This is a genomic window from Bradyrhizobium sp. SBR1B, assembly GCF_014198205.1.
Taxonomy (GTDB): Bacteria; Pseudomonadota; Alphaproteobacteria; order Rhizobiales; family Xanthobacteraceae; genus Bradyrhizobium.
On the sequence record NZ_JACIHC010000022.1, the window covers coordinates 104229 to 127907 of the forward strand.

General features: G+C 57.1%; 21 protein-coding genes. 12 read left to right on the plus strand and 9 right to left on the minus strand.

Annotated features, from left to right (window positions below; genetic code table 11):
* Window positions 1-112 precede the first annotated feature (112 nt).
* From GGD61_RS35105 to GGD61_RS35120, 4 genes are all read right to left on the minus strand, one after another.
* On the minus strand, window positions 113-346 hold the full coding sequence (locus GGD61_RS35105) for a nodulation protein NopA (RefSeq protein WP_183232028.1): 234 nt from the start codon (window positions 344-346) through the stop codon (window positions 113-115).
* A 71-nt stretch (window positions 347-417) separates the two neighbouring features.
* On the minus strand, window positions 418-714 hold the full coding sequence (locus GGD61_RS35110) for a hypothetical protein (RefSeq protein WP_183232029.1): 297 nt from the start codon (window positions 712-714) through the stop codon (window positions 418-420).
* Window positions 715-1555: 841 nt separating this feature from the next.
* Window positions 1556-3355, minus strand: coding sequence for an HrpF/NolX family T3SS translocon protein (locus GGD61_RS35115; RefSeq protein WP_246786128.1), 1800 nt, complete (start codon window positions 3353-3355; stop codon window positions 1556-1558).
* A gap of 1283 nt (window positions 3356-4638) precedes the next feature.
* Window positions 4639-5340, minus strand: a complete 702-nt coding sequence (locus tag GGD61_RS35120) for a secretin N-terminal domain-containing protein (RefSeq protein WP_246786125.1) — start codon at window positions 5338-5340, stop codon at window positions 4639-4641.
* Window positions 5341-5515: 175 nt separating this feature from the next.
* On the opposite strand from GGD61_RS35120, the gene GGD61_RS35125 reads away from it, so the two are divergent.
* From GGD61_RS35125 to GGD61_RS35175, 11 genes are all read left to right on the plus strand, one after another.
* Window positions 5516-6037: a nodulation protein NolB gene (locus tag GGD61_RS35125; protein ID WP_246786126.1), complete on the plus strand. Its 522-nt coding sequence runs from the start codon at window positions 5516-5518 to the stop codon at window positions 6035-6037.
* A 32-nt stretch (window positions 6038-6069) separates the two neighbouring features.
* Complete coding sequence (sctJ, locus tag GGD61_RS35130) at window positions 6070-6906, plus strand: type III secretion system inner membrane ring lipoprotein SctJ (protein ID WP_312012780.1); 837 nt, start codon at window positions 6070-6072, stop codon at window positions 6904-6906.
* A 19-nt stretch (window positions 6907-6925) separates the two neighbouring features.
* Entirely contained in the window at window positions 6926-7546 is a 621-nt protein-coding gene (locus GGD61_RS35135; protein WP_183232031.1) for a nodulation protein NolU, read from the plus strand.
* Window positions 7543-8166, plus strand: coding sequence for a type III secretion system stator protein SctL (gene sctL, locus GGD61_RS35140; protein WP_183232032.1), 624 nt, complete (start codon window positions 7543-7545; stop codon window positions 8164-8166). The genes GGD61_RS35135 and sctL overlap by 4 nt, the downstream gene beginning before the upstream one ends.
* Window positions 8163-9518, plus strand: a complete 1356-nt coding sequence (gene sctN / locus GGD61_RS35145) for a type III secretion system ATPase SctN (RefSeq protein ID WP_312012779.1) — start codon at window positions 8163-8165, stop codon at window positions 9516-9518. The genes sctL and sctN overlap by 4 nt, the downstream gene beginning before the upstream one ends.
* Window positions 9494-10030 (plus strand): hypothetical protein, encoded by a 537-nt coding sequence (locus GGD61_RS35150; protein WP_183232033.1) that lies wholly within the window; start codon window positions 9494-9496, stop codon window positions 10028-10030. Before sctN ends, GGD61_RS35150 begins: the two co-directional genes overlap by 25 nt.
* Window positions 10031-10087: 57 nt before the next feature.
* Window positions 10088-11143 (plus strand): type III secretion system cytoplasmic ring protein SctQ, encoded by a 1056-nt coding sequence (sctQ, locus tag GGD61_RS35155; RefSeq protein ID WP_183232034.1) that lies wholly within the window; start codon window positions 10088-10090, stop codon window positions 11141-11143.
* Window positions 11136-11801, plus strand: a complete 666-nt coding sequence (gene sctR / locus GGD61_RS35160) for a type III secretion system export apparatus subunit SctR (RefSeq protein WP_183232035.1) — start codon at window positions 11136-11138, stop codon at window positions 11799-11801. Before sctQ ends, sctR begins: the two co-directional genes overlap by 8 nt.
* Window position 11802: 1 nt before the next feature.
* Window positions 11803-12078, plus strand: a complete 276-nt coding sequence (locus GGD61_RS35165) for an EscS/YscS/HrcS family type III secretion system export apparatus protein (RefSeq protein WP_183232036.1) — start codon at window positions 11803-11805, stop codon at window positions 12076-12078.
* A gap of 674 nt (window positions 12079-12752) precedes the next feature.
* Entirely contained in the window at window positions 12753-13568 is an 816-nt protein-coding gene (gene sctT, locus GGD61_RS35170; RefSeq protein WP_183232037.1) for a type III secretion system export apparatus subunit SctT, read from the plus strand.
* A complete protein-coding gene (locus GGD61_RS35175) occupies window positions 13565-14602 on the plus strand; it encodes an EscU/YscU/HrcU family type III secretion system export apparatus switch protein (protein ID WP_183232038.1) in 1038 nt (345 codons plus the stop codon). The genes sctT and GGD61_RS35175 overlap by 4 nt, the downstream gene beginning before the upstream one ends.
* A 190-nt stretch (window positions 14603-14792) precedes the next feature.
* Here GGD61_RS35175 and GGD61_RS35180 read toward each other — a convergent pair whose 3' ends face one another.
* From GGD61_RS35180 to GGD61_RS35195, 4 genes are all read right to left on the minus strand, one after another.
* Window positions 14793-15425, minus strand: coding sequence for a CpaD family pilus assembly lipoprotein (locus GGD61_RS35180; protein ID WP_183232039.1), 633 nt, complete (start codon window positions 15423-15425; stop codon window positions 14793-14795).
* Between the two features lie 13 nt (window positions 15426-15438).
* Window positions 15439-16845 carry a type II and III secretion system protein family protein gene (locus GGD61_RS35185; RefSeq protein ID WP_246786129.1) on the minus strand — a complete coding sequence of 469 codons (1407 nt, stop codon included), beginning with the start codon at window positions 16843-16845 and terminating at the stop codon, window positions 15439-15441.
* Between the two features lie 69 nt (window positions 16846-16914).
* Window positions 16915-17604: a response regulator transcription factor gene (locus GGD61_RS35190; RefSeq protein WP_183232040.1), complete on the minus strand. Its 690-nt coding sequence runs from the start codon at window positions 17602-17604 to the stop codon at window positions 16915-16917.
* 1809 nt (window positions 17605-19413) lie between these two features.
* Window positions 19414-20385, minus strand: a complete 972-nt coding sequence (locus tag GGD61_RS35195; RefSeq protein ID WP_183232041.1) for a hypothetical protein — start codon at window positions 20383-20385, stop codon at window positions 19414-19416.
* A 550-nt stretch (window positions 20386-20935) separates the two neighbouring features.
* On the opposite strand from GGD61_RS35195, the gene GGD61_RS35200 reads away from it, so the two are divergent.
* A complete protein-coding gene (locus GGD61_RS35200; RefSeq protein WP_183232042.1) occupies window positions 20936-21376 on the plus strand; it encodes a VirK family protein in 441 nt (146 codons plus the stop codon).
* A 1087-nt stretch (window positions 21377-22463) separates the two neighbouring features.
* On the opposite strand, the gene GGD61_RS35205 is transcribed toward GGD61_RS35200, so the two are convergent.
* Window positions 22464-23375: a hypothetical protein gene (locus GGD61_RS35205; protein ID WP_183232043.1), complete on the minus strand. Its 912-nt coding sequence runs from the start codon at window positions 23373-23375 to the stop codon at window positions 22464-22466.
* Window positions 23376-23679: the final 304 nt, after the last annotated feature.

Consider the following 23679-nt stretch of genomic DNA (forward strand, 5'->3'; position numbering starts at 1 on the left):
TCGGTTTCCTGAGCAGCGAACAGGACCGTACGGCAAAACCGTACGGCCCGTTGCGACTTCACAGACTAAGCAGCAGGGAAAATGGGGCGGCGACCTCGCCCCATCTTATCCTTTACTGCACCCGCTCGTCGGCCGCTTTTTTGACGGTCGAGAGCTCGGTCGAGACGACGCGAAGTTCCACATCCCTCTCGGCAGCTTTTGTGCTGGTCAAAGTCAGAGCGGCGATTTGCCGTTGGAATGCGGCCTCTCCAGCAGCTTCAGCAGCCGTGGAAGCGGCTGCAGCAGTAGCGGTGCCAGCTGCCCCACCTGCAGCTGAGGTATGAGACGCACCAACATTTTTAGACATACTATTCTCCTGTGTGCTCGAATTTCGCCGCCACATGCGGCGCCTATTTCCCAGCGTCGCAACATGCGACGTCAGGAATCCTCCTCTGTCTCTGCCATGACATCTTCGAAATGGCTCATTGCACTATTCGCAATTTGGAGAGCAGCGGCTCCCAGAGCGACGCTGAACGCTTGCTGCATAGCGGCTTCATGCGAGTTACCGCCTGCAGTGGAGGCGCCGCTGTTTACGGGAATGTTTGTATCAGGCGATCGGTCATGATTTTCGCGCTCGCCCGGCTTATGAGAACCTTTCTTGCCGCCGCTTTTGCCGCCGGCCTGATGAAGGTCAGCATCAAAGTGCGCAGCGGCATTAGAGCTCGTAACGCGCATCGGGTTCTCCTATGTCAGTTCGATGTGCCGATGGTTGAAGTTTCTGCCCCCACTATGCAAGTCTTAGCTTTCGACAAGCTGACGAGTCGTAGAATGTGCAATGAGCCGATCCTCGATCCTCACTAAAGGTCTTCACCAGCAGGCCGTATTTGAAAGGTCGCCGGCGAAAGTTGGAGATCAGATAGATAGAAACAACGGATGGTTTGTCGAGATTCATCGGGTGAGCATGTTGCTCATCACTTCAAAAGCGTTCAATATGCGAAATATCAAAGCCACCACTATAAGAGTGTTTTGGGGCCGACGTGCTGCAAGCTCGGGCTCACGTTCCTTGAGATGCCTCCGAGCTCTCTCAGCAATTTGCTTGGAGCCAGGCACGGAGCTTGACCTGTTCGGGAGTGAGGCGGACAGTCAGAGTGACGGCCGATTTAGGGGCGGTCCATCGGGCCTGGGCGGGCTCATGGCAGATCCGTCAATCGCGATCTTTCACGGAGACTGATTAGGAGCCTGCGGCTCGACAAAGAGCCCTTCGGGTCCTACCGATCGCGACCAATGTGCTCGCGATCCTTGCGCAATCGACCGGCATGGCGGCTGCGGCCAGTCTGTCGCACAATTTCAATGCATCGTGTGTTGACAGGGGGCGTCAGCGGCAGACTGGGTTTGAAGTCGGACCCGGGCGAGCGAGTGCGGCCAACATACTTGCGCAGTGAAGTGCCGAAATAAGCTCTCTGGATTCCGGGGGCGGTAGAGCTTGCGCCACCTGCTGCTCGGCAGAGAGGCCCAACCGCGCGGGAGGCCGCGCAAGCTCAGTTTCCAGCGTGATGAGAGGATAGCGTCTCTCGGCCTAAGCGTAAGCGCCTGCAGCTTGCAAGCGCTCGGACTCGATACGGGCCTTTAGGCTATTCAGATAATCCTCCGCGTAGGACTGGGCCACGGAAACGGGCAGGTTGATGCCGGCCGTCGCAGCTTCTTGAATAGCCTTCTTCACCAAGCCTTCTCGCATTGCTAATTTGACCTCAGGTCCGGCGATGCAGCCCACCGCCTGTGCCGCAAGGCTCAGCCCGGCTTCTTCCAGCGCTTGCTTTAGGTTACCGCCACTGATCGCAGTGTGAAGAAGATTTGCAGCTTGCGCCTCGGCTTCTAATATCATTGACCCCAGATCGGCTAATTCACCCAAGCCTGGAATGAAGCCAAGTACACCAACTGCTGTCGCGGCCCAGTCGAGTACCTTGGAGCCAACTTTGAGCACGTCGTTAAGTGCGTGCATGAAGGCGCCACCGTTCTTTTTGGCAGACTTGATGTCGGGTTGATCTGCCAAGCCCATCGTCATGTCCGCGACCGCGTCTTGCTCGGCAGGCGTCCTGGCGCCATGCGTCTTCACCTGGTGAACGGTACGGTTGGCGTCCGACATGTTTTTGAAGAACTGGTTGAAGTCGCTGTTGCTGATGTTGCCGGAATCGACCGTATGCCCCCCGCCGAAGTCGAAGAACTTGTGGTGGGTCTTGTAGCCCGTAATCGCGTTGTTCATCACCCCGAACAACACAGGATCGGAGAGCAGCTGGGAGGCCGCCTTTCGTACCTCGGGCGCGAGGCTTTTATCATCGACCATACTCATCAGCTTCTCCCGGGTCAGGTCGCCCTTCCCGAAGAAAGCGTTTTGGTTCTTGCTGATCGTTTTGAGGGTGTCGAGCTCGGCTTGCGTGAGATTCATCGATGATGAAGCAACCTGCAGGAAGTCCTCTTTGTGGACCTTATCTATGGTGCCACCATACAGCTGCTTCCATTCATCCGGATGGTCGAGGAAGTATTGAGCGGCCGCGAGGACTTGTGGCGGGCATTTGCCACTTTTCGCTTCGCCGTCGACGATTTGCTTGAAATCCGCGAGGCTCAAGTTCTTAGGCAGGTTGTCGGAATACCGATAGAGCTCGCGCAATGCATCGGTCTTGGTCATAACCGATGGCTCGCCATTCCCGGTGCCGTCGGAAGGGATGTAGTTTTGCGTATAGCTCTTTGCTCGCTGCTCCTGGTACGCAGCAACCTGGGGATGGTGATCGGAGAAGCCGGAGAGATCATTTGCTTTGATCTTTCCGCCACAGCGGCCGTCACCTTGCGAGCCTATCGCATAGAAGAGCTCTGGGTCCTGTTGCAGAGCCTCAATTGCCGCCTTTAGATCGGGCGGTGTGGAGGGATCGTTGGCCAAATCTCCAAGAGATTTCCAATCCAGCGGGCATTTGTCTTTGTGTCGGTTCAGCACTGACACAATCTGCAGCTCGGAATCAGTCAGTGTGCCGCTGTTCCACGTAATCCTGGAGCTTTGCACGGGTGCCTCTGCAATCTTTGGGGCGCTTGCAGCGGAGGAGGACTCCGGGGAGGATGGCTCTGGAGCCGATTGACATGCGTCCAGTGCGGCCTTGATCTCCGGTGGGAGAATGTTCCGCACCTCTTGCGTGAGTTCCTCCGTTAACTGCTTAGCTGAGGCTGCAGCGCCCGGATCCTGCGGCGCGGAACGATCATCGGTCTTGTCTTGCGACGAGAAACTAGCCAGCATCGCCTGGAAGTTTGAAAAATCTCGTGCCGATGAGGGGCCGGGGGTCAGCCCGGATAAAGTCGAGCTGGCAGTTAGCGATAAGTTGTTGACTGACATCATACGTCCTCTGGTTTGAGAGTGCACCACAAGCCTGTCATGTGGCGCAGACCGAGAGCCGCGACGAACAACGAGCAAGAAATATCGATAGCCTTCGATGCTCCTACCGCTTGCTTCCGATTGCTCCGCGGGCCCCTCAGCGCTCTGTTCCGCTGCAATCTATAGGCACATCGCCCCTAGATATTCGCGCTGCATGATAGGTTTGATTAGCTTTCCAAAAGCTGACGGCGCTCAGATTTTTCACAACGGGACGCAAAATGATGGTGTGAAAGACAGCAATGGAATCTCGATATCGGAATCGGCTTGCGTGCTGTGCCCGATCGCTCGCGCCTCCGCGCCAACTACTCTGGCTGGTGCCTCGCATGGCCGAGTGCGAGAAGGTTATTTATCTCAGGCCATCGCTGGATACTGCCCTTTGATTGTCGGTCCGAACGAACACTCGCTAAGCGGCCAAGCATGATGGCAAGTAGATGCCAAGCACAGCTGAGCTTCGATCCGGAAGGATTTCGTCGGACTAGATTATCTAGTCAATTGATACGATCATTCGGTATGTGGCTCATCTGGTAGGTGCCATCGGTATAAGATCGCGGTTTCTTAGCATTGCGATCAGAGCATACGTTGCAGTTTGGCCAGTGAAGAACCACTCGGTCTGACGCGACGACATTTCGCCACGGCGAAATTTCCAATTTACAGCGGAGCAACCAGTGCGCGCAACGTGGACTCAGCTTGAGACGGTCCAGCGTGAGGTAACCCGGCCTGCCATTAGCCAAGGATCTAGAACTTGCCAAATAGGTCGTTGCGAAATCGGAGGCGTCCGCGGCCTTGAGCGATCGGCTGTTGGGAATCGGACCGCTCGCTGATGGCTCGGTACGGGATGATCTGCCTCCGAGTTCCTGCCAAATCAGGTTCCGCTGTTTCAAGCAATCCATTAGTTCACGCTCAAACTTCCTTAGACCGGCGCGACGAGGACGAATGGGGCGCTGGGCTGTTGTCCGCCGGGCTTAGTACGTTCAATTCCATCCTGTTCCTCCCTTTGAACACGGGAGTGGCTTTCATTCTTATGCGACAAAGCTCGTTTGCATGACGGATTCGTAGAGTTGTTCAAAAGCTCGCGTGAGGCACTAAAAAGCGCCGCTGCCGCTGCTGCTGGCCAGGAGTCTGGTTCGCACCGGCTGCGGCCTGAACGTTTATTGCGTCGTCCTGCGGCATCGGCCATCTACACATCCGAGCTCTGACAGTTGCAGCAGTAGCTTTCGAACGCGACTACAAGGCATAAACAGAAGTCATTTGTTAGTTGAATCGGGTGTGTGGACCAACCCCTCTTTATGTGATGCCTCCGGCGAAGGAGCGTCATTCGGTTGTCCTTCGCGAACGACCACGCTGGAAGATCCCCGAAATAGCATCAAAACCGAGTCGTGCGGTGGCTTTTCGCTGCCGCTCGGGTTTCGTCGTGCCTGTGCCTCCGCCACAAGTCCTTTGAGTGTTTGCTCCACAAGCGCGACAAAGCGGGGTGGACCAGAGGCGAAGACGAGGCCATCTCCCGGCACCGTTCTCACAATGTAACGCTCGTCTGAGATGTTGAGTGCATCGAGTGCCGCCTTAAATGCATCAAAGTTGATTGGGCTCAAGAGCAAAAGGCGGCTCTGCGCCTCATGAGCGTCGGATACGTAGAGCACCAGCCCATCGTAGTACCATTGGAGATTGTACAAGTTGATCAACCGTTCGAGGAAATCTCGCGGTGGGAGATCGGGCATTCGCCCGCGAATCCGCCCCTTCACCCCGGCGCTGACATTGACCCTGATATTTAGGTTGTTGCCGAATTCCTGCAGTGCTGCCGCGAGGTCCTGATCCAGAACTGTGTAACTATAGGGCGTCGACGGCAGCGCCAAGGGAGCGCCGAGCGCCTCAACGACGCCCAAGGAAATAAGAACACCAGCATAGAGAACTTTCTTCAAGTTGTGCAGTCCTATGGATGAGATGAGCATTCCTGCTATTTTACACATGAGAACGAGGCGTCGGATGGAAGCCGATGCTTCATCCCAGATTGGAAGTGGACCGTGATCATTAGATGGCAGCTCCTCGTCAGTTTTTGGTCAGCTTGCTTTTCTAAGGTGCCGCCCATTCGTTTGAACAAATGGCACTTCTCACTACAGGACAGCAATGATTTCCTCCATGTTGTTCGGCATTAAGTCGGTCTCTTCCAATTCCGTCGAGTGCGCCTCCGACGGATGTTCGCCGGTACGTGCCCAGTTCGACGAGAGTCTTGCGCAGGCGGCCTCGAACCAGGGCACTGCTTCTTCTGTGGCCGAGCCCGCGTCGGCTCGATCGCTGCCGGAAGTGCAGCGCGCAGTGACGCCGGCAAGTCCGCTCGGCGATCGCGTCCTTCAGAGCATTTCTGCTATGCACCAGGTCACACCGTTTGCCTCGAGTTCAGTCTCCCCGCCGATCGTCGACGTGCCTGATGCTACCAAGAGTCTGCAGCTTGGGCCGGCAGCGCAACCTGTCTTGCGCGGGCAGCAAATCGAGGTACATCCAGCGGGAAAACCGGAAGGTGCGGATCATTTCGAATCGGCGCTGGCGAATCTGCGGGGCGTTTACAACGGAGTCATCCAGGTGTCGCTCCTCTCCAAGGGGACAGGTGCTGTTAGTTCATCTCTGAACAAGCTTCTATCGGCGGGTTGAGCGGGCCCTTGGCTGTCTTAACGAAAGACAAGATCAGGAACGGCTGTCCCGCAGGAAGGCGGAATTATGCTCTCGTCCTGTTGCCGCTCTTAGTGATCCTCGCCGGTTGCAAAGCTGATCTGTATACGAAAGTTCAGGAGCGCGAAGCTAACGAGATGCTTGGGTTGCTCCTGAGCAAAGGCGTCGATGCCAGCCGTGTCGTCGGTAAGGATGGCACCAGCACAATTCAGGTGGAAGAAAAGCAGCTCGCCTACTCGATCGATCTGCTGAATGACCAGGGCCTGCCGCGCCAACCCTTCAAGAGCCTTGGTGAGGTGTTCAAGGGTGCGGGCCTTGTTGCCTCTCCCGTTGAGGAGCGAGCCCGGTACGTCTATGCTCTCAGCGAAGAATTGTCGCGCACGATCAATGATATCGATGGGGTTCTTTCCGCCCGTGTTCATGTCGTTCTGCCGAAGAATGATCTTTTGCGACAGGATGCAACTCCGTCCTCGGCGTCGGTGTTTATTCGACACGCCTCCAACGCGAAGCTCTCTGCCCTGCTACCGCAGATCAAGATGCTCGTCGCCAACAGCATCGAGGGTCTATCATACGACAAGGTGGCGGTCGTGTTCGTGCCGGTTGAGCGGGCTCAGCATGAGGTCTCCGTCGTGCCAGCGGCAGTTTCCGCCGAACCAACCAAGTTGATCGCAACCCACATCGCGATCGGCGCAGGAGGTGCGCTCGCCGCGTTGGGCATTCTATCTTTGCTGCTGAGCGCGCGTGGGCAACGGCTGCGTCAATCCTGGCGCAAAGTGACAAGTCTTGGCAGAGACGTCGGCAAGCCAGTGGTCCGGTCCGCTGGCAAAAAGCTCTCCTCCGATCCGAAATAGTGGCAGCAGGTCCGTATCGATGGCATCCAGTGACCCAAATTATTCACTCAACCCGCGTTCCGATCGCCTGCGCGGGCTTGCCGCTTTAATCCATCCCAGCCGGTTTGCCGGCCACCTTGATGGGCTCCTGTCGCCCGACACAGTGCTGCAGTTGCAGAAGACTGGCAGGCTGCAGCAAAGACTCGTCGAATTGCTACTAGGCAATGAGCTGGTCTCGAACGGAACCGACTGGGGTAGGGACGTCCTGCTCGGGCATGATCCACGTCGGGCGGCGCTGCTCGCTGGGAGTATCTGGCATGCCCGTTCGGTGCTGAAGTTTGTGTCAAGGCAGGATGTAGCAATTCTGATCGAAAATATTGGCGCGGAAGCACATGCTTTCGCAATCCGACACTTGTCCAGCGGTGTCGCAACCACATCCATTGACGACCCGCAGAAGCTGGCGAGCCAGATTGAGCATGACGGATATGCCTGCCTTGGCGCTTGGCTCAAGGAGACGTCAAAGCTTGACCGTGTGCGCGTTCTTTTCCGCTTACCTGTGGGGACTAGCGCCGAATCCCCAGCAGCCGAACATTATAACTCAGCGGGTCGGTTGCTGACTTTGGTGGTGGCCCACTTGGCCACGGAGGAGCCAGCGGCATGACGGACAATGAAACAGTCTTGCCAGATAGCCCCAGGATACGACCGCTTGGTCCACTCATACCCGCCGCGGAACTTGGCATCTGGTACGACGCTGTGCAGACGCGTGCGCTAGCCGAGCGATACCTGCGGCAGGTTCGTTGTTGGGCAAGGAAAGCCTATCAGCAGGAGCGAGAGCGCGGCCATCAGGAGGGTCTGAAGTCAGGCTCCGACGAAATGGCACAGCTGATCGCCCGAGCTGCTTCCGATCTGGCACGGCGAAAAGCCGCTCTGCAACAGGAGTTGCCACAGCTCGTCACTGAGATATTGGCCAATTTATTGGGCTCCTTTGATCCAGGTGAGATGTTGGTAAGGGCCGTTCGTCACGCCGTCGAGCAAAGATATGGCAGCGCAGAAGTATGCCTTCACGTGTCTCCTATGAACGCTGATGCACTAAGACATACATTTCTGGCGTTCGATGGAACGGATGGTCGGCCGAAAGTCAGAATTAATCCGGACCCGGCCGTGGGGCCCGACCAGTGCGTTCTGTGGAGTGAGTTCGGCAATGTCGATTTAGGACTCGCCGCGCAGGTCCGCACATTGCGTCTCGGCCTCGATCCATCTTCTCAGGAAAACTATCTGTGACGACTCAAGGATCAGGCCATGATCAAGCGGCCGGAGAAGGGGATGTGCATGCGGCGTTAGCATCTCTAAGATTCGCGGCAAAGGATCTCGATACGCGTGCCGTGCGGGGACGGATTACGCGTGCGATCGGCACCCTGCTCCATGCCGTGTTGCCAGGGGCCCGTGTTGGCGAACTTTGCCTGTTGCAGGATCACGCTTCCGGATGGTCACTTGAGGCGGAAGTCATCGGTTTGCTGCCGGACGGGGTGCTGCTGACGCCCATCGGCGATATGGTAGGCTTGTCCCACCGCGCGGAGGTGCTCCCGACCGGGCGCATGCAGGAAGTGTCAGTCGGGCCCGACCTGCTCGGCCGCGTTATCGATAGCTTCGGCCGTCCACTCGATGGCAAGGGGCCGATAAAGACGGTCGACACCTGTCCGCTCCGCGGCAAGGCGCCCAACCCGATGAGGCGGCGTGGCATCGAGCAGCCGTTTCCACTCGGCGTTCGCGTGCTGGACGGACTTCTGACGTGTGGCGAAGGTCAGCGGATCGGAATCTATGGAGATGCCGGTTGCGGTAAGTCGACTTTGATGTCGCAAATTGTAAAAGGCGCGGCCGCAGATGTCACCGTGGTTGCGCTCATAGGAGAGCGTGGACGCGAGGTGCGTGAATTCATCCAACGTCATATTGGAGATGCCCTCGCTCGTACGATCGTTGTCGTCGAGACATCCGATCGATCGGCAATGGAGCGGGCGCAATGCGCTCATATGGCGACCGCACTCGCTGAGTATTTTCGTGATCAAGGCCTGCGGGTGGTTCTGATGATGGACTCGCTGACGCGCTTTAGCCGTGCGATGCGCGAAATCGGCCTTGCCGCCGGAGAACCCCCCACCCGGCGCGGTTTTCCTCCTTCCGTCTTTGCTCTGCTTCCCGGTCTGCTAGAGCGAGCCGGTATGGGCGAGCGGGGCTCGATCACGGCATTCTATACCGTGCTTGTTGAAGGTGACGGCACAGGCGATCCGATCGCCGAAGAGTCGCGCGGCATTCTCGATGGTCATATCATCCTTTCGCGCGCGCTGGCCTCGCGAGAGCATTTTCCCGCCATCGACGTGCTGTCGAGCCGAAGTCGTGTCATGGATGCGGTTGCCTCTGGTCCACATCGCAAGGCGGCATCCGTCTTCCGCGATCTGCTCTCGCGCTACAATGATGCAGAGTTCTTGATCAAGGTGGGTGAATACAAGGTGGGCGGCGATCCGCTGACTGATCTGGCAATCGATTCAATCGAGGAACTGCGTGGATTCTTACGCCAGGGACAGGACGAGCCGTCTAACTTTGAGGAGACCATTTCATGGATGTCGCGTCTGACGGCCTGAATCTCATGCAAGCGTCGAAATTGCGATTGGTGAAAGACATGAGAGAGCGAAACGCCGTTCGTGAATTGTCGAACATTGAAGCCAGACGCCAAATTTCGCTCGAAGCGCTGCAGCGGGCGGTTGAGAATCTTAAAAGCGCGGAGAATCGTCGTGCCAAGGTCGAAAGTGAACTTTATCAGGAGTTGGCGTCGCTCGAGACGATGTCCGTGACCGAGCTCGATCGTCGCTGTCAACTCGTCCTTGGGCGGCTGGCAGCAGAGATCGAATCGGCACGCCAGGAGCGTGAGCAGGCGCGCATCGCGCATGAGCAAGCCCAGCGAGCGGTGAACGAGGCGCGGGCCATTTGGGCCAAGCGTTCGGCGGCCAGTCAGAAATGGCGGGAGATTGAGGGTGATATCCAGCGCACCACCACTGTCCGCTCGGAGTTGGCAGCCGAAATCGATGCCGACGATGAGGTCTTGCTCAGATACATGGGTAATTCGCGCAGCCAGGCGGTGGGTGGCTCAAACTGATGGCTGGTTCGCTTATTAAGTCGCGAGCTGCACCCGTGGAAACTGTCGGTAAATGCCGTGGGTGAACTCGCACTATTTCAGCCAGCGGCAAAGCTGTCGCATGTTGTGGTCTCGTGGCTCAACGATATCGCCGCACCCCGCACGGTTTTGCGCAGCCGCATTGGCGATAGGACGCTATTGATCCGTATGAGCCGGCTCGTTTGGCGGGCCGAGCCATATGCCATGTCGATGCTCGACTGCGTATTTTGCGCCGGAGGACAGACCACTGTGTTGTCCCTGCCCCGCCCCCTCATCGAGGCACTGATTTCAACGGTCCAGAATGGCCTTACTTTACCGTCTGACCCAACCCGTTCGCTTCTTCTCGAACTTGCGCTGGAACCCTGGCTCGCCCCATTAGAGATCGTGCTCGCGCAAAATTTGCAGCTGATCCGCGTCGAAGACGCAAAGGCCAAAGACCCCTATTTGGAGCTCGATGTTACTTTCGGGCCGCTGGCGGCCAAGGCCCGCCTGTTCTTGTTCGCGCCTCTTGACGGTCCGGTTCCGTCTGCGTTTCGTGCCTTGGGCGAGTTGATCGGCCAATTACCGCGAGATTTATGCAATATTCCTTCGGAGTTGCCGGTTGTAATTGCGAGAGAGATTGGCTCGCTGCGCGCGCCCATCAAGCTTCTTCGCCAAGCACAGCGCGGCGACGCACTGCTGCCCGACGTCATTCCTTTTGCCCGTAGCCAGCTCATCCTCGCGGCGGACAAGTTGTGGGCGCCCGCGCAGGCCGCGGGCGACAGACTTATCCTTCGAGGACCATTCCGCCTGCAGTCCAATCCTCTAAGGTGCGCAAATATGACCATACGCCCCCAAGCTGAGCAAGCAATTCCGCCCTCGGAAGCCGACCTCGACAGTGTTGAGATCACGCTTGTGTTTGAATGCGGCCGGTGGCCCATCCCGCTGGGTACATTGAGAAGCATCAACGAGGGGCACGTGTTCGAGTTTGGGCGGCCGGCCGACTGCCCGGTCGATATTGTTGCCAATGGTCAATTGATCGGCCGGGGCGACATCGTACGTGTCGGAGAAGAGTTGGGCATCCGGTTACGTAGCAAGTTGGCGGTCAATGGTTGACATTCAACCTAGCATCCTTGCGCTTGTTGCGGCGACCGCCGGCCTTGGGCTGCTGGCGTTCGCGGTCGTCACAACAACGGCGTTCATCAAGGTTTCCGTCGTTCTCTTCCTGGTCCGCAACGCGCTCGGCACTCAGTCCATACCACCGAACATCGTTCTGTATGGCGCTGCATTGATCCTTACGGTGTTCATAGGCGCCCCGGTATTCGAGCAAACCTACAACCGCGTCACGGATACGCAACTTCGTTACCAAACCGCCGACGACTGGTTGACCGCCGTCAAAGAGGGCAGCGAGCCGCTGCGCGCCCATCTCAAAAAATTCACCACTGAGGAGCAGCGCACGTTCTTCCTGTCATCGACGGAACATATCTGGTCGGAGGAGATGCGCGCCAACGCAACAGCCGATGATTTTGCGATCCTCGTGCCGTCGTTTTTGATTTCGGAGCTTAAGCGTGCGTTCGAAATCGGCTTCCTTCTCTATCTTCCGTTCATCACAATTGACCTGATTGTGACGACAATTCTGATGGCCATGGGCATGTCAATGGTTTCACCAACAATGATATCCGTTCCTTTCAAGCTCTTTCTGTTCGTCACGATCGATGGCTGGTCGCGGCTCATGCACGGGTTAGTCTTAAGCTACGCGTCTCCGGGGAGTTGAGATGGACGAGGCCAGCATCCTCACCCACTTGAGCCGATCACTGGTCCTGTTCATGATCTGGGTTCTACCGCCGCTCCTGGCAGCCCTCGTGGCCGGATTGGGTATCGGCATCGTGCAGGCAGCAACTCAGCTCCAGGATCAAACCTTGCCGCTCACCGTGAAGCTTCTCGTCGTCGTCGCCGTGCTCGTTCTGTTTGCTCCGGTGCTGAGCGCGCCGCTGATCGAGCAAGCCCAGCATATTTTCACTGAGTTTCCCTCGCTCACAGCGAGGTATTAGTGCGCGGAACGCAAGGCTTGCAAAGTTTAGCTACGGCGCGCGTTTGTCGGCCTTCATTATGAAGCACAGGAGGACGAGTTAGTCAGGTTATCGAAAGCTCGCCTGTCTAGCATGAGACGGATAGATATCCGAACTGCCGTGTTCAGCGCCGTAAGCCAGCAGTATTCGGAGGAAGAATGATCCCATTGGAATTGCTATTCATTCGAGTTAGGCGAAGTCCCTGCTGAACCTGATCCTCGATGCATCTGCCTGGCGAGTTGTCGAGCAGTGAACGGACGAATCGCTTTGATTGCAAGCGAATCAACGAGTCTGGGGTTCTGGTGAATGAGCCTGCGAATGAAGGTGCCACTCGAGACCGATCGCCATAGAATGGTGAGATTGATGAAAGCTTCGAGGCCCTCGGATCTCCACTCAGCGCTGCGACCGGTGAGAGTGGACGAAGCCTGGTTCGTCAGCCGCGCAGCAGCGCGAGTCCGCCGGTGCTCTCATCGAACAGTCATACCTCTGCTCCGGATGGCTATAGATGTGTGGACAGTTGAAGCCGAAGTCATCTGCCTTGTGGGAGGCCTGTCGCTTTCCGGCCTCTGGGACACGAGATCTGCAGAGTTCTTGACTCACATGTGGCGAGCCGAGGCAACCTTACATTGGCTGATATAACCACGAGCTGAGCTCAGATGGATGCTTTGTCACCCACCGATACGCAAGCTCTTATTCAGACAGCTGTCGAGTTCGTCGTTGCGGCCGGCCTTGGCGCGGCCCGCGCGCTCGGAATTATGCTCGTCCTTCCAGTATTCACGCGACCGCACATTGGCGGGATTATCCGCGCAAGCGTGACGGTTGTGCTTGGATTACCTTGCTTGATGCAGATCAGGAATGGCTTGCAGACGCTAGATCCGAGCACTCGTATGATTGCGGTCTCCCTCCTGGGTTTGAAAGAGATGTTTATCGGCCTGCTGTTCGGTTTTCTCCTTAGTATACCGCTTTGGAGCATCCAGGCTGTTGGTGACATCATTGATACCCAGCGCGGCGTCTCCAGCCAGGTGGACGATCCTGGCACACGCAGTCAAACCGCCCCGATGGGGCTCTTTCTCGGAACTGCGGCGATCACGATTTTCGTCGTATCAGGGGGTCTGCAGACTATGGTCAGATGCCTCTATGGAAGTTATCTGATCTGGCCCGTGTATCGGCTGCTACCCCCTGTGACCCCCAAAGGGGCCATGGAGTTTATCGGGCTTCTCGACCATGTCATGCGTACGACGCTCGTGGTCGCCGGGCCCGTCTTGGCTCTGCTGGTTCTGATCGACGTATCCCTCATGCTGCTCGGGCGCTTTGCGCCGCAAATCAAGCTGAACGATCTCTCTCCGACCATCAAAAATGCTGCCTTTGGCATCATTATAGTCAGCTATGCCGTCTTCCTGATCCACTATATGGGAGCAGAGATCAGTCGGTTCGATGGCGTGCTCGAGTGGCTCGAGAAGTTCTTGAGATGAACGACACGAGCGAAGAGAAGAACCTTCCACCAAGCCAGAAGAAGCTGAGGGACGCGCGCAAGAAAGGGCAGAGCCCGCGCAGCGCCGACTTTGTGACTGCGGCAAGCCTTTGCGCTGCTTTCGGCTGCCTCTGCTTCAGGGCGGGCCCGATCGAAGACGGATGGTTCGAAGCGGTGCGGGTAATCGACAAGCTGCAGGAACAGCCTTTCAACACTGCGGTCCGGCAGGCGTTGGTCGGATTGTTGGATCTTTCTATAACTGCCGCGGCTCCCATCCTGGGTGCCGCGGTCTTTGCAGCGATTCTGGCCGGTGTCTTGGCCGGAGGCGGGCTGACGATTTCGGTCGAGCCGCTTAAACCCAGCCTTGAGAAATTGGACCCCGTCAAAGGGCTGAAGCGGATTGTCTCCCAGCGCTCGGTTGTCGAGCTTGGAAAGTCCATCGTCAAAGTGTTGGTTCTTGGCGGTACGTTCGTTTTCACCGTGCTCGCAAGTTGGAGGGCACTGGTATACTTGCCGGTCTGCGATTTGAGCTGCTTTGGTTTTGTCTTTGCGGAGATTAAAGTGCTGATCTCCATTGCTGCCGGCGCTCTTCTGATTGGCGGCTTGACCGATCTGCTCATTCAGCGTTGGTTGTTCTTGCGAGACATGCGCATGTCGCGGAGCGAAGCCAAACGTGAGTCTAAGGAACAGGATGGTAATCCGCAGATCAAAGGTGAACACCGCAGGCTGCGCCGGGAGTCGGCGAGCGAGTCTCCGCTCGGAATCCATCGGGCGACAGTGATACTGTGGGGACGAGATACATTGATTGGGCTGCGCTATGTTCGGGGCGAGACCGGCGTCCCGGTACTGGTGTGCCGCGGTGAGGGCGAAACGGCCTCACAGCTACTGGCGGAGGCGCGCGCCCGGCGTCTGACCATTGTCAAGGACCATGTGTTGGCGCGTCAGCTGATCCGAAAAGGTGCAATGGGCAAGGCCGTTCCGATGGAGTTTTTCGAGGGGGTTGCAAAGGCAGTCTTTGCCGCCGGCCTTGTTTAGCGCCCGTACCAACCAGCTATGGGTCAATTCTCTAGTCAACGACCCCGCCGTCCAAGAACCTGATCTGCAAGCGGCACGATCCCCAGAAAACACCCGAGCAAATTGGATTCCGGGACGCTCGTCTACAATTCGAAGACTGACGGACAAGAATGCCAACCAACGGTCATGCTGCTCGGGTCTCACGAGCCGCTTATTGGTTTTCTGGCGCAACCTTATTACGCGTTTCATCGTCCAAATTGCTCCTATTGTCCGACGTCGTGGTCCCACGTGCGGTGATGGGAAGCACTGCACGATCACCACTGGTCGGCATGACAGCGTCATTACCTAACAAGTCGCCCGGGTCATTGATTATGACCGCAAGGTTGTTTCGGACTGAGCAACCAATGGTTGGACTGAACGAATTGTCGTTCACTGTAGGACCGACGATCGAGAGCGAAGGGCAGACCGGAGGATGGGCTTCGAAGGTGATGGCTTCGATCCTTACCCCGGAACTCGCCGGCAAATCCATACGAGAAGCAAACAGGCGGATGTTGTAGCTGGCAACCCCCATGGCGCGAACCTCGTGGGCGACCTGTGCAACGAGTTTTGGGGGGCCGATGATACCGACATGGAGGGCATCCCGCCGGCCCCGACTAGTCGCTGTAATAAAGCTTCGCAGCCGATGCCGTTCGGGGCCATGTAGGCTCTGCAGGAACATCACGCTACTCTTCTGCTCGACCTTGATCTCTTGCTCCGCCGGCGCTGGATGGATCGAAGCAGTATTGGCGCAGCCCCCCAATGTCGCTCCAACAACGATGGGGTAGCACAGATATCGCAAAGTCATTTTTTAGCGACCCTCATTCGATAATAAAGCCGGTGCTGCCGGTCAATCCTGGTGCGCCGGCGCGAGGCGCATCGCGGTCTCGCGGCGGCTTGGCGACCGTGTTCGTCAAAATCCGCCCCGCGTCTGAAGGCGGTGAGATGCGCTCGCTAGGAGCACTCATTCGGTTCGGATTCGGTCCGGGCCGCACGATGTAGGGCGTGACAATAATGACCAGCTCAGTTTCACGTTTTTGAAACGATGACGAGCGGAAAAGCGCGCCCAGGATCGGCACATCGCCGAGCCAGGGAAACTCGTCGATATCGGTGTTGAAGTTCCGCCTGATGAGGCCGCCGATTGCAAAGCTCTGACCGCTGCCGAGCTCGACCACGGTGCTCGCCCGCCGAGTCGAGAGGGCAGGGACGGCCATGCCGTTGATCTTGACCTCGCCTTCGGTCGAGAGTTCGCTGACTTCGGGCTTCACGCGGACATTGATCTGATTATTGTTGAGAACTGTCGGAACGAACTCGAGGCTCACGCCGAACTGGCGAAATTGGACCGAAACCTGTCGGTTGTCCTGCATCACCGGAATGGGAAATTCGCCTCCGGCAAGGAAGCTTGCGGCTTCGCCCGACATTGCTGTCAGATTCGGCTCAGCCAGAATTGAGGCGAGATGTTCGCTCGCGAGCGCGTCGAGAACAGCGCTTAAATTCGCTTTCCCTGCGCTAAACCCAATCCCGATCGTGCCGCCGCCGGCCACCGTGCTGGAGCCGCCCGATTTGCCGGTGACCAGGAAAGCCCCGTTTGGTCCCGAGGCGCTGAAGTTGATATTGAGATCTTTGACCGCGCTGCGCGAGACCTCCGCCACCCTTACGCTGAGATTCACCTGCAACGAGCCGGCGACCTGGATCTTATTGACAACCAATGCGCCGGCCCCAAGGAACTGCTCAGTAACCTTCCTGGCCAGCTCGACAACGTCGGCACTGGGTGCTGTACCGCTAAGGATCGCGCCGCGCGGGGTATAGCTGACCTGGATCGGATAGTCGCCGACCTCGGCCTTAAGTGCGGCTCGCAGATCCTCAATCGGTTGGGTAACAACAACGCGCAGCTCGGCCAGTGCCTCTCCCTTGTCGTTCAAGGCGAATAGACTGGTCCGTCCGGACTTCTTGCCAAATACAAAAATCGTCGTGTTCGACGGTGCCTGATAATCAGCAATTGCGGGATCGGCAACGAAGATGCTTGCTGCCGGTCCGTTCAGATGAACTGTCTTACCTTGCGAGGAGATAAGACTGAGTGTGCCAGTGTTGCTGCTAGGCGCAGCACGTGGCGATTCTCCATTGCCATTTGTCTGAGCTTTGACAGCAAGTGGAAATAGCAGAGCAGCCGCGCACACGGCGCCGGCGAGGCGGCGGAGCGCGACACGGTAGGAGCCGCTGGCGACCATCGACGGCTCATCGGAGCTGTGGTCCATGTTAAAGGACTTCAAGGGGTGTTGCTTTCGAAGTTGGATCGGCTATGCAGCCGATGCTGCGCCAATGAGTTCAAGGGTGTAGCCGACACCGCGAGCGGTCTTGATCCTGAGCGTTGCGCCCGCCTGGCTCAAATGCGTACGTAAGCGATAAATCCCGACCTCCAGTGCATTGGTCGAGACCTCGTCGTCAAATGCATATAAGCTATCTTCGAGCGATGTGCGCGGCACGGTACGGCCCGCGCGGCTGAGCAGATGCTCAAGAATGCACACTTCGCGCCGCGCGATTCTCAGTACTTGACCCCCGACGGAGACTTGTCTCGCGATGGGATCAAAGTGCAAATTCCCGAATGTCACCACGGGCGCTGTCATCTGCGTTGACCGTCGCAGAAGAGCCCGCATGCGAGCAATGAGTTCGTCGATGGACACGGGCTTGGGCAGAAAATCATCCGCGCCGGCATTGAAGATGGCAATCCGCTGACTGAGGTCATTGAAATCGCTCATCATCAAAGTCGGCATAGACCGCCCGTCACGCCGCAACTGCCTCAGCCAGTCCAATCCGTCTCCATCTGGCAAGGCCAACTCGAGCAGGACCATGTGGTAATTCGCGCAATCGAGCGCCGCCGCGGCCTCATCCAGCGTGCGTGTTACGTCAACGGCGAAGCCGCAATTTAGCAGTTCGTCCTTCACGTCGCGGACGAAGTCCGCGTGATTGTCAACCAACAGAACTCGCATTGCATCGCCTTTCGTCCAACCACGCTACGACCTGAGCACGTCACTATCGACCAAGGGTTCGATGGAACAGAGAAGCGGTTGCACTGATGTGAATACAAAGAACTCGAAACTAGACGGCGGAATATGTCGAGAGGCCATCATAACTTGCCAAGCTTTCGTCATCGGCTCGACTGTTGACCGCTTTTTAACGCGGTCGGCGCTACTGGGCATGCCCCGGGTGCCTGCGAAAGGTCTAATCCTGTTTAAAGAAATCAAAGCCGCGGCAGCCTGCCGAGAGAATTGTAGACTGGTCACAGCCCCTCTTCCACGCCTTGACGGGTGGCCCTCAGTGCAAATAGCGGCGGGTAGCGCAGCCGAAGCCAAAGTGCGAAAGACGATCGGAGTTTTGGCCGAACGAAAGGGCGAAACCGACATGTTAGAAACTTTCCGAATGTGTTGGGTCCTAGGCGCATCTTGCTGGGCAGTTGAGGCGACATGTCGTGGAGATCGCGCCAATGCAAAGGCATCAGCCTCAGAAGAGCATCTGGCGATGATTTCACGGGCCGAGATGTACGATTCGAGCGACCAATGCAGTATTCGGCTTGTAGAGGACGCTCGAGATAGATCTGTACGACACTAGAATGATGGTACTGTCGATTTTGACGTAGCATAGTGCTCGACGGAGGCGAGATGGAGATCGCAGCTAATTCCTCGCGCGGCGCCTCCTCTTGATGCCAAAGTAGTAGCGCTGGGTGCTCTGCTCCCCACACAAGCGATCTCGAACCGCAGCAAGCGAGGGAAATATAGCAGCAGCGCGGAGTGGCGGACTTTGCTGATCTTGAGATGTTCGCAATCTTGCTACCTGTCAGGAACGGTTCACGCGTTGGAGGGCTGTGTCGCGGTCTGTCGGAAATCCTACAATCTGACGCTGGGTGAGATTCAAGTACCTTTGGCGATTGGCTGTAGCATTCTCGAAGCCGCAAGCATTCTTAGGCGAGGGCGACACAGTCCGGGCCAGACTATTAAGCTCTAACTACTGCTCGCGTCTCTCGCCATGTCACAAGCATTTAATCGAGCCGGTCGCGCCGCTCGAACTGCAGGCGACAATGGCCACGGCAGTCGTCCTTGCTGGCCCTTGCGACGTAATGCCCCGCTGGTTAGGTCAAGCCCGTCATTGCCATTTTTGCTGAGCAGTCGCTGACGAGCCAACCAATGTTCCTATGTGAAGCGGGAAATCGAATCTTTGCGACGGACGCGCGAGCGCGCTGGCCGCGTCAAGCGCCAGAGCGTTAGAAAGGAATGGATTGCCGCACAACATTCTTGAACACTGTCTCCATAGATCGCGGCCGATTATGGGACCTTTGGATAAAAAGGGAAAAATCAATTGTTTTGATGGAACACATCCAAGCAGCGAATACAGGAATGTGCGATTACATGACTTGCGGCGGAGCTATTCTCTCTCGACCTTCGCCATTGGTGCGATCGAACTTCGGCTCCCTTGATAGATAGGCTGCCGCCGTCGTAAAACTGCGAAGAGATCATGATCCGCGTTGCCGCTCGAGCCTCCGATCTCTCGGATGTGCGGCGGCCATCGGTGCGAAGTCGGCCAAATCGAAACACCTAAGTCTTCGCGTTGCGGCGATGAGCGGTGCGCGTTCCTCCAGGAAGCGCCGGCGACCTCTTTGGATGTCTGTGCGCTTTATCCTTGGCGCGGAGTTGCCGTGACGTAATCGCGAGACGACTATCTATGTCGTGAGACGGCACAGCGCGGGCTAGGGTAGTGTCTGCTGAGAACACGGAATGTCCGAGTACTGCGCGCTCGCCACTTACCTAGTCATTTCTTTCCACTTTCCGCTTGTAGGGGTTGCCTTCGCTATAGATCCGGTAGCTCTCCAAATTGCCGCCCATGAATAAGCGCTCGGTCTCACGCGTCGGCGTTCTGCCCAGTGAGCACATCAGATCCAGGTCCGCGTCGACGTTATCCTGGTCCTCCGTGTTCATTCCAATGGCAATACTGCTCAGGACGTCGTCGGGTGTCCAGACCGCGGATTTGGGTACCGCATAAGTGTGCAGCGTATTAGCATTGTGCGCTATCGCTCTTGCCCAGTGGTCACGCGAAACGGTCAGTTTGGAAGGGTCTTCGACCAAAGACACGAATGGAGAAACCGTTGTCTTGCCGCGCATATGCCATCCAGCCTGGCGTGCCCTATCCATCGGATATCGCTCCAGAGGATCTCCAACCGAAGAATGATCCCGAGCCGTGTTTCGCACATGAGATATTGCGGTCATGTCATCTTCCGTATGCGGCTTGCAATCAGTGTCCTGATTCTGGAAACGCCGCAGTATGACATATGACGACCCCGCGACAACGTCGAATACGCGGTCTCGATCGATGGCAGGTTCGCTCGCCGACGACCACCGTGCTGCTTGCTGCTCCGCGAGTGCGATTTCGTTCCGTAGTGCTTCAAGATTGGCGCCGGTCAATGTGGCGGCTAGCTGAGCGCGTGAACTAACGAATGATGAAGCTGGATAGCGACTGGATTCCGACTTCGCCTCGTTTGGAGAAGACGAGGGCCGGGTGGTCGCGGAATCTACCGCGAAGGAAACCGCCTCCGAGCTTGGATTGGGCGAATCCAAATCGTCTAGCGCCAAGTCCTTCAGCTGCTGCTCAAAGCTCGCTTGAGCTTCTGAACTCGTCTTTGAGCTGGTGTGGGCGCTAAGCTGGCCCTGCTGTCGACCGACGGAATGCGGCTGCTGAACCCCTAAAGAATTTTCTGCGGCATTCCGTGGATCAACATTCATCTCGTGTTTCTCGCTTCCATGTGCCGCCCGCCGCCGTTGACTGTCGCAGTTGCAGCTTTCGAGAAGCTGACCGATTGGAAAGAGGTTATTTAACTCAACCGCCGCCCTGTTGCTTTTAGCATTGCTGATTCGATTAGGCTGAGATCAGGTTTCTCGGCCGCTGCGGCGCATTCGCTCCACGACCTTGTTGCAGACGGGTTGCGCAGGGCAGACAACCCTTGCAGAACAGGATGGACAAGCAAGGGCATACGGATGATCGAGGCGTTCTTTGGTCGATTGTATGCTTCTGCAGACGTGGACGGCTGCATCTCCTCGCTGACGCGGCCCTGTAGTCGACCAGCGCGACCTAGTCGTTTCGTGATTTCCAAGCGCGAAGACCTTTAGAAACCTAACCTACGAGGTTGTGATGTTGGAATGGCCGTCACAACTACTTGCGCCGGATTGCGTGAGGCGGCTTTTTGTTCGAGCGCGAGCGTGCTTGCGAATGAAATCCAAGCAATTTGCGAGCACGGCCTCGGGAAAACGTAGGCTGCAATGGAGGGAAGAGAATATGAAGACTATCAGCGAAGGACTGACCGTCCTGTTATCATTGCTTTCAGTCGCGAGCGTTGGCGCTCTGGCGAGAGCCGAGGAACCTTCGTCGAAATACACCGAGGTGCTCAATGCCCTGCAGGCGGGAAAGAATGTGAAGCTCATACTGGACATGAGCCGCTGTAACGCGGTGGAGGGCGGCAAGCCTGCATCGGCCGCGCAGGCCGGTCTAGTTATCAATGCATTCAGGGTGACGGTCCAGAACGGAATCAGTTTCGCCAATGCTCATCAAACGGTTGACAGCTCTGGACATGCGGTGACTGAGTACATCCGCCATAGCCTTAGCCGCGAAGGCAAGCTGACAGTGCGGGCCTCGAAGCTCGTTGTCGGAACTACGGAGCTCGTGAACCAGGGCGAATTTATCTGCGAACTGCCGGATGGCGCAAAGTTCATCTGGTAACGAAGAGCACTGAGAGCGGAAGGGCGGTCCGAGGAGATGATCCTTCGATCGTGTGGAGGCCTTCGGGTATGACACGGGTTGTCTCGATCTCGGGACACTCAGAGAATTTCTGGCCGTCTTTTTGCTTGAGTAGGATCGACTTGTGCTAACTTGATGCTGGTCGACCAAGGTAAGTCATGTGCGCCGCCGATATTCATTCGGTCTCAGCGATCGGAGGATCGGCGGTGCGGGCTGTCATTGTACGGGTTCGAGCCAAGGCGTTTCAGTTGAACGCTCCACATGGGTCGGGCAAGGTACGTCCCCATACCCTTTGCGGGCCTGTGAGGGCGCGTATTCCCAACTTGACTAAGTGGCGGGCTCGCGATCATCTCGCTCAGCTCGCTGCCGCCGCGGGATGCGCTCGTATCTTTCGTCCCCGTTCTTTCCTTTGAAACTTCCGCGCTACCGAATGCAGGCGGAGGGTGATTGAACCATCCTGCTAGAGATCGTGCTGTGAATCGCCGCTACTCGGTTTGTTCACGGTCTTAATTCTCGTTGGGAAGCGATTCTGATTGCAAAAAGAGTCGATCCGAGTGGATTCGGGAGCTTGAGCGGGTGCGTGAGCGGCCGACAGCAAATCGGTCAGCCAAATTGACGCCGATGAAAGAGAAGAATGCGGCCACCGGGTAGGCGTTCGGCGATGTAAGGCTCGCCGTGGATCAAAAAGCAGGTCATAGGGATGTCCTAGCGCGGCAGAAGGGCCTCGCTTTGGAGTATGTCGATCGCGAGAGGCGAAGCTTCTCGCGGGCCGTGCCTCCAAGCTTCGCCAACAACTCTCCGGCTTCAGGCATTCGCGGGAGCCGGTGATGGCCCGAGACGGCCGTTGGCAAGCTAGAATGAATATTGGTCGGCAAGTGCCTTTCGAATCGGACGACAAGTGTGCCGAACGTAAAGACAGTGCTGGCTTTCGGTGAATTCTGATTTTCCAGGTGCGATACCCGGCCAGCTCCCCGATGGCCAGCTGCCGGAAGCATTATAATCGAGCGAAGGCTGCTTTCGAGTTTCCGAGCATCGGAAACGGCGAAATAATTTTGCTAAGCCCCCATCCTCATTTTTCTTTCTCCGACTTTCGGTAGGGATTCGACCCGCTCGCGGTCCGATAGTCATCCAGATTCCCGCCCAAAAACAATACCTCGCGCTCCTCAGTTGGGGTGTCGCTCACCCAAGCCAGATCGGGTTCATCATCCTCGGTGCCGTCCTCAAGAATACTCACGATCTCCTCGGCCGTCCAAGCGGTGATCCTCGGCACGGTGTACGTGTGCAACTCACTCGCATTTTCCGCGATCACTTTGGCGCCATACTCGTTGTCGTCATCCGGCGAGAGGAGCAATTGTGAGGCCTCCTCGGACAGAGACACAAAGGGTGAAGAAGTGGTGTCGCCCCTCATGTGTTCTGCCGCTGCACGACCCAGATCGAGTCGTTGGCCTCCCCAGATATTCCAAGGGGCAGCGTCGAAACGCGAAGCCGCCATGGAACGCAAATGAGCAATCGCGCTTTGGTTGGCCATCGCGCGCGGCTTGCAATGGCTTTCGTGGGTTTGAAAACGCTGCAGCTCTGCGTATGAGGATGCCACCACGTCGTCGTAAATGCGGCCAATGTCCACATCGCCGGCCAAGGGTCCAGTCGCTCCAGACCACGGTGTTGATGTCTGCGCAGCCAGGTCGATTTCTCTTTTGAGTTCCACGATGTTCGCACAGGTCAGAGTAGTGGCGAGCCGAGCACGCGCTTCTACAAAGGATGCGGCTGTGCAGCGTTCGGTCCGCGAGATGAGGGCCGCTCTCCGGTTGCCATCCGTGGCTGTTCGGCTCGATCCAGCTCCGGCTGAAGCTAGTGCTGGGAGGACTGGCCCATTCTCTCTAAGCCGCAGCTCAAAGTCTGCTTGCGGCGTGGTCTCTTCCTGCTGCGGCTCAACGTAACTGATGAGAGCCGCGGAGGGGTTGTCGTTGTCAAATGGGTCCATTCCCTTTCCCCATGGGTTGCCTTCTGAATTTCATTTGAGCAAAGTTCGTCCGATGAGGATCAGAAGCTGAGCCGGGCACAAATTCTCAGTAAGATTGCAGCGGATACGGTTCTGTACGGATCGAGCTGACCCAAGACCCAGGTCCTTCTTCCAGGTCTCGAGCCATCAAGGGGCCTGCTGGTCGGATAGAGCAGCTCTGCTAGAGGACTTAGGGTGTGTACCTAATTAGCGGTTTCTGATTCCCTCGCACCGAGTTGATTCGGCACGGGGGACTTCGATGCGCAAAGGACTGTTCTGGCTGAAC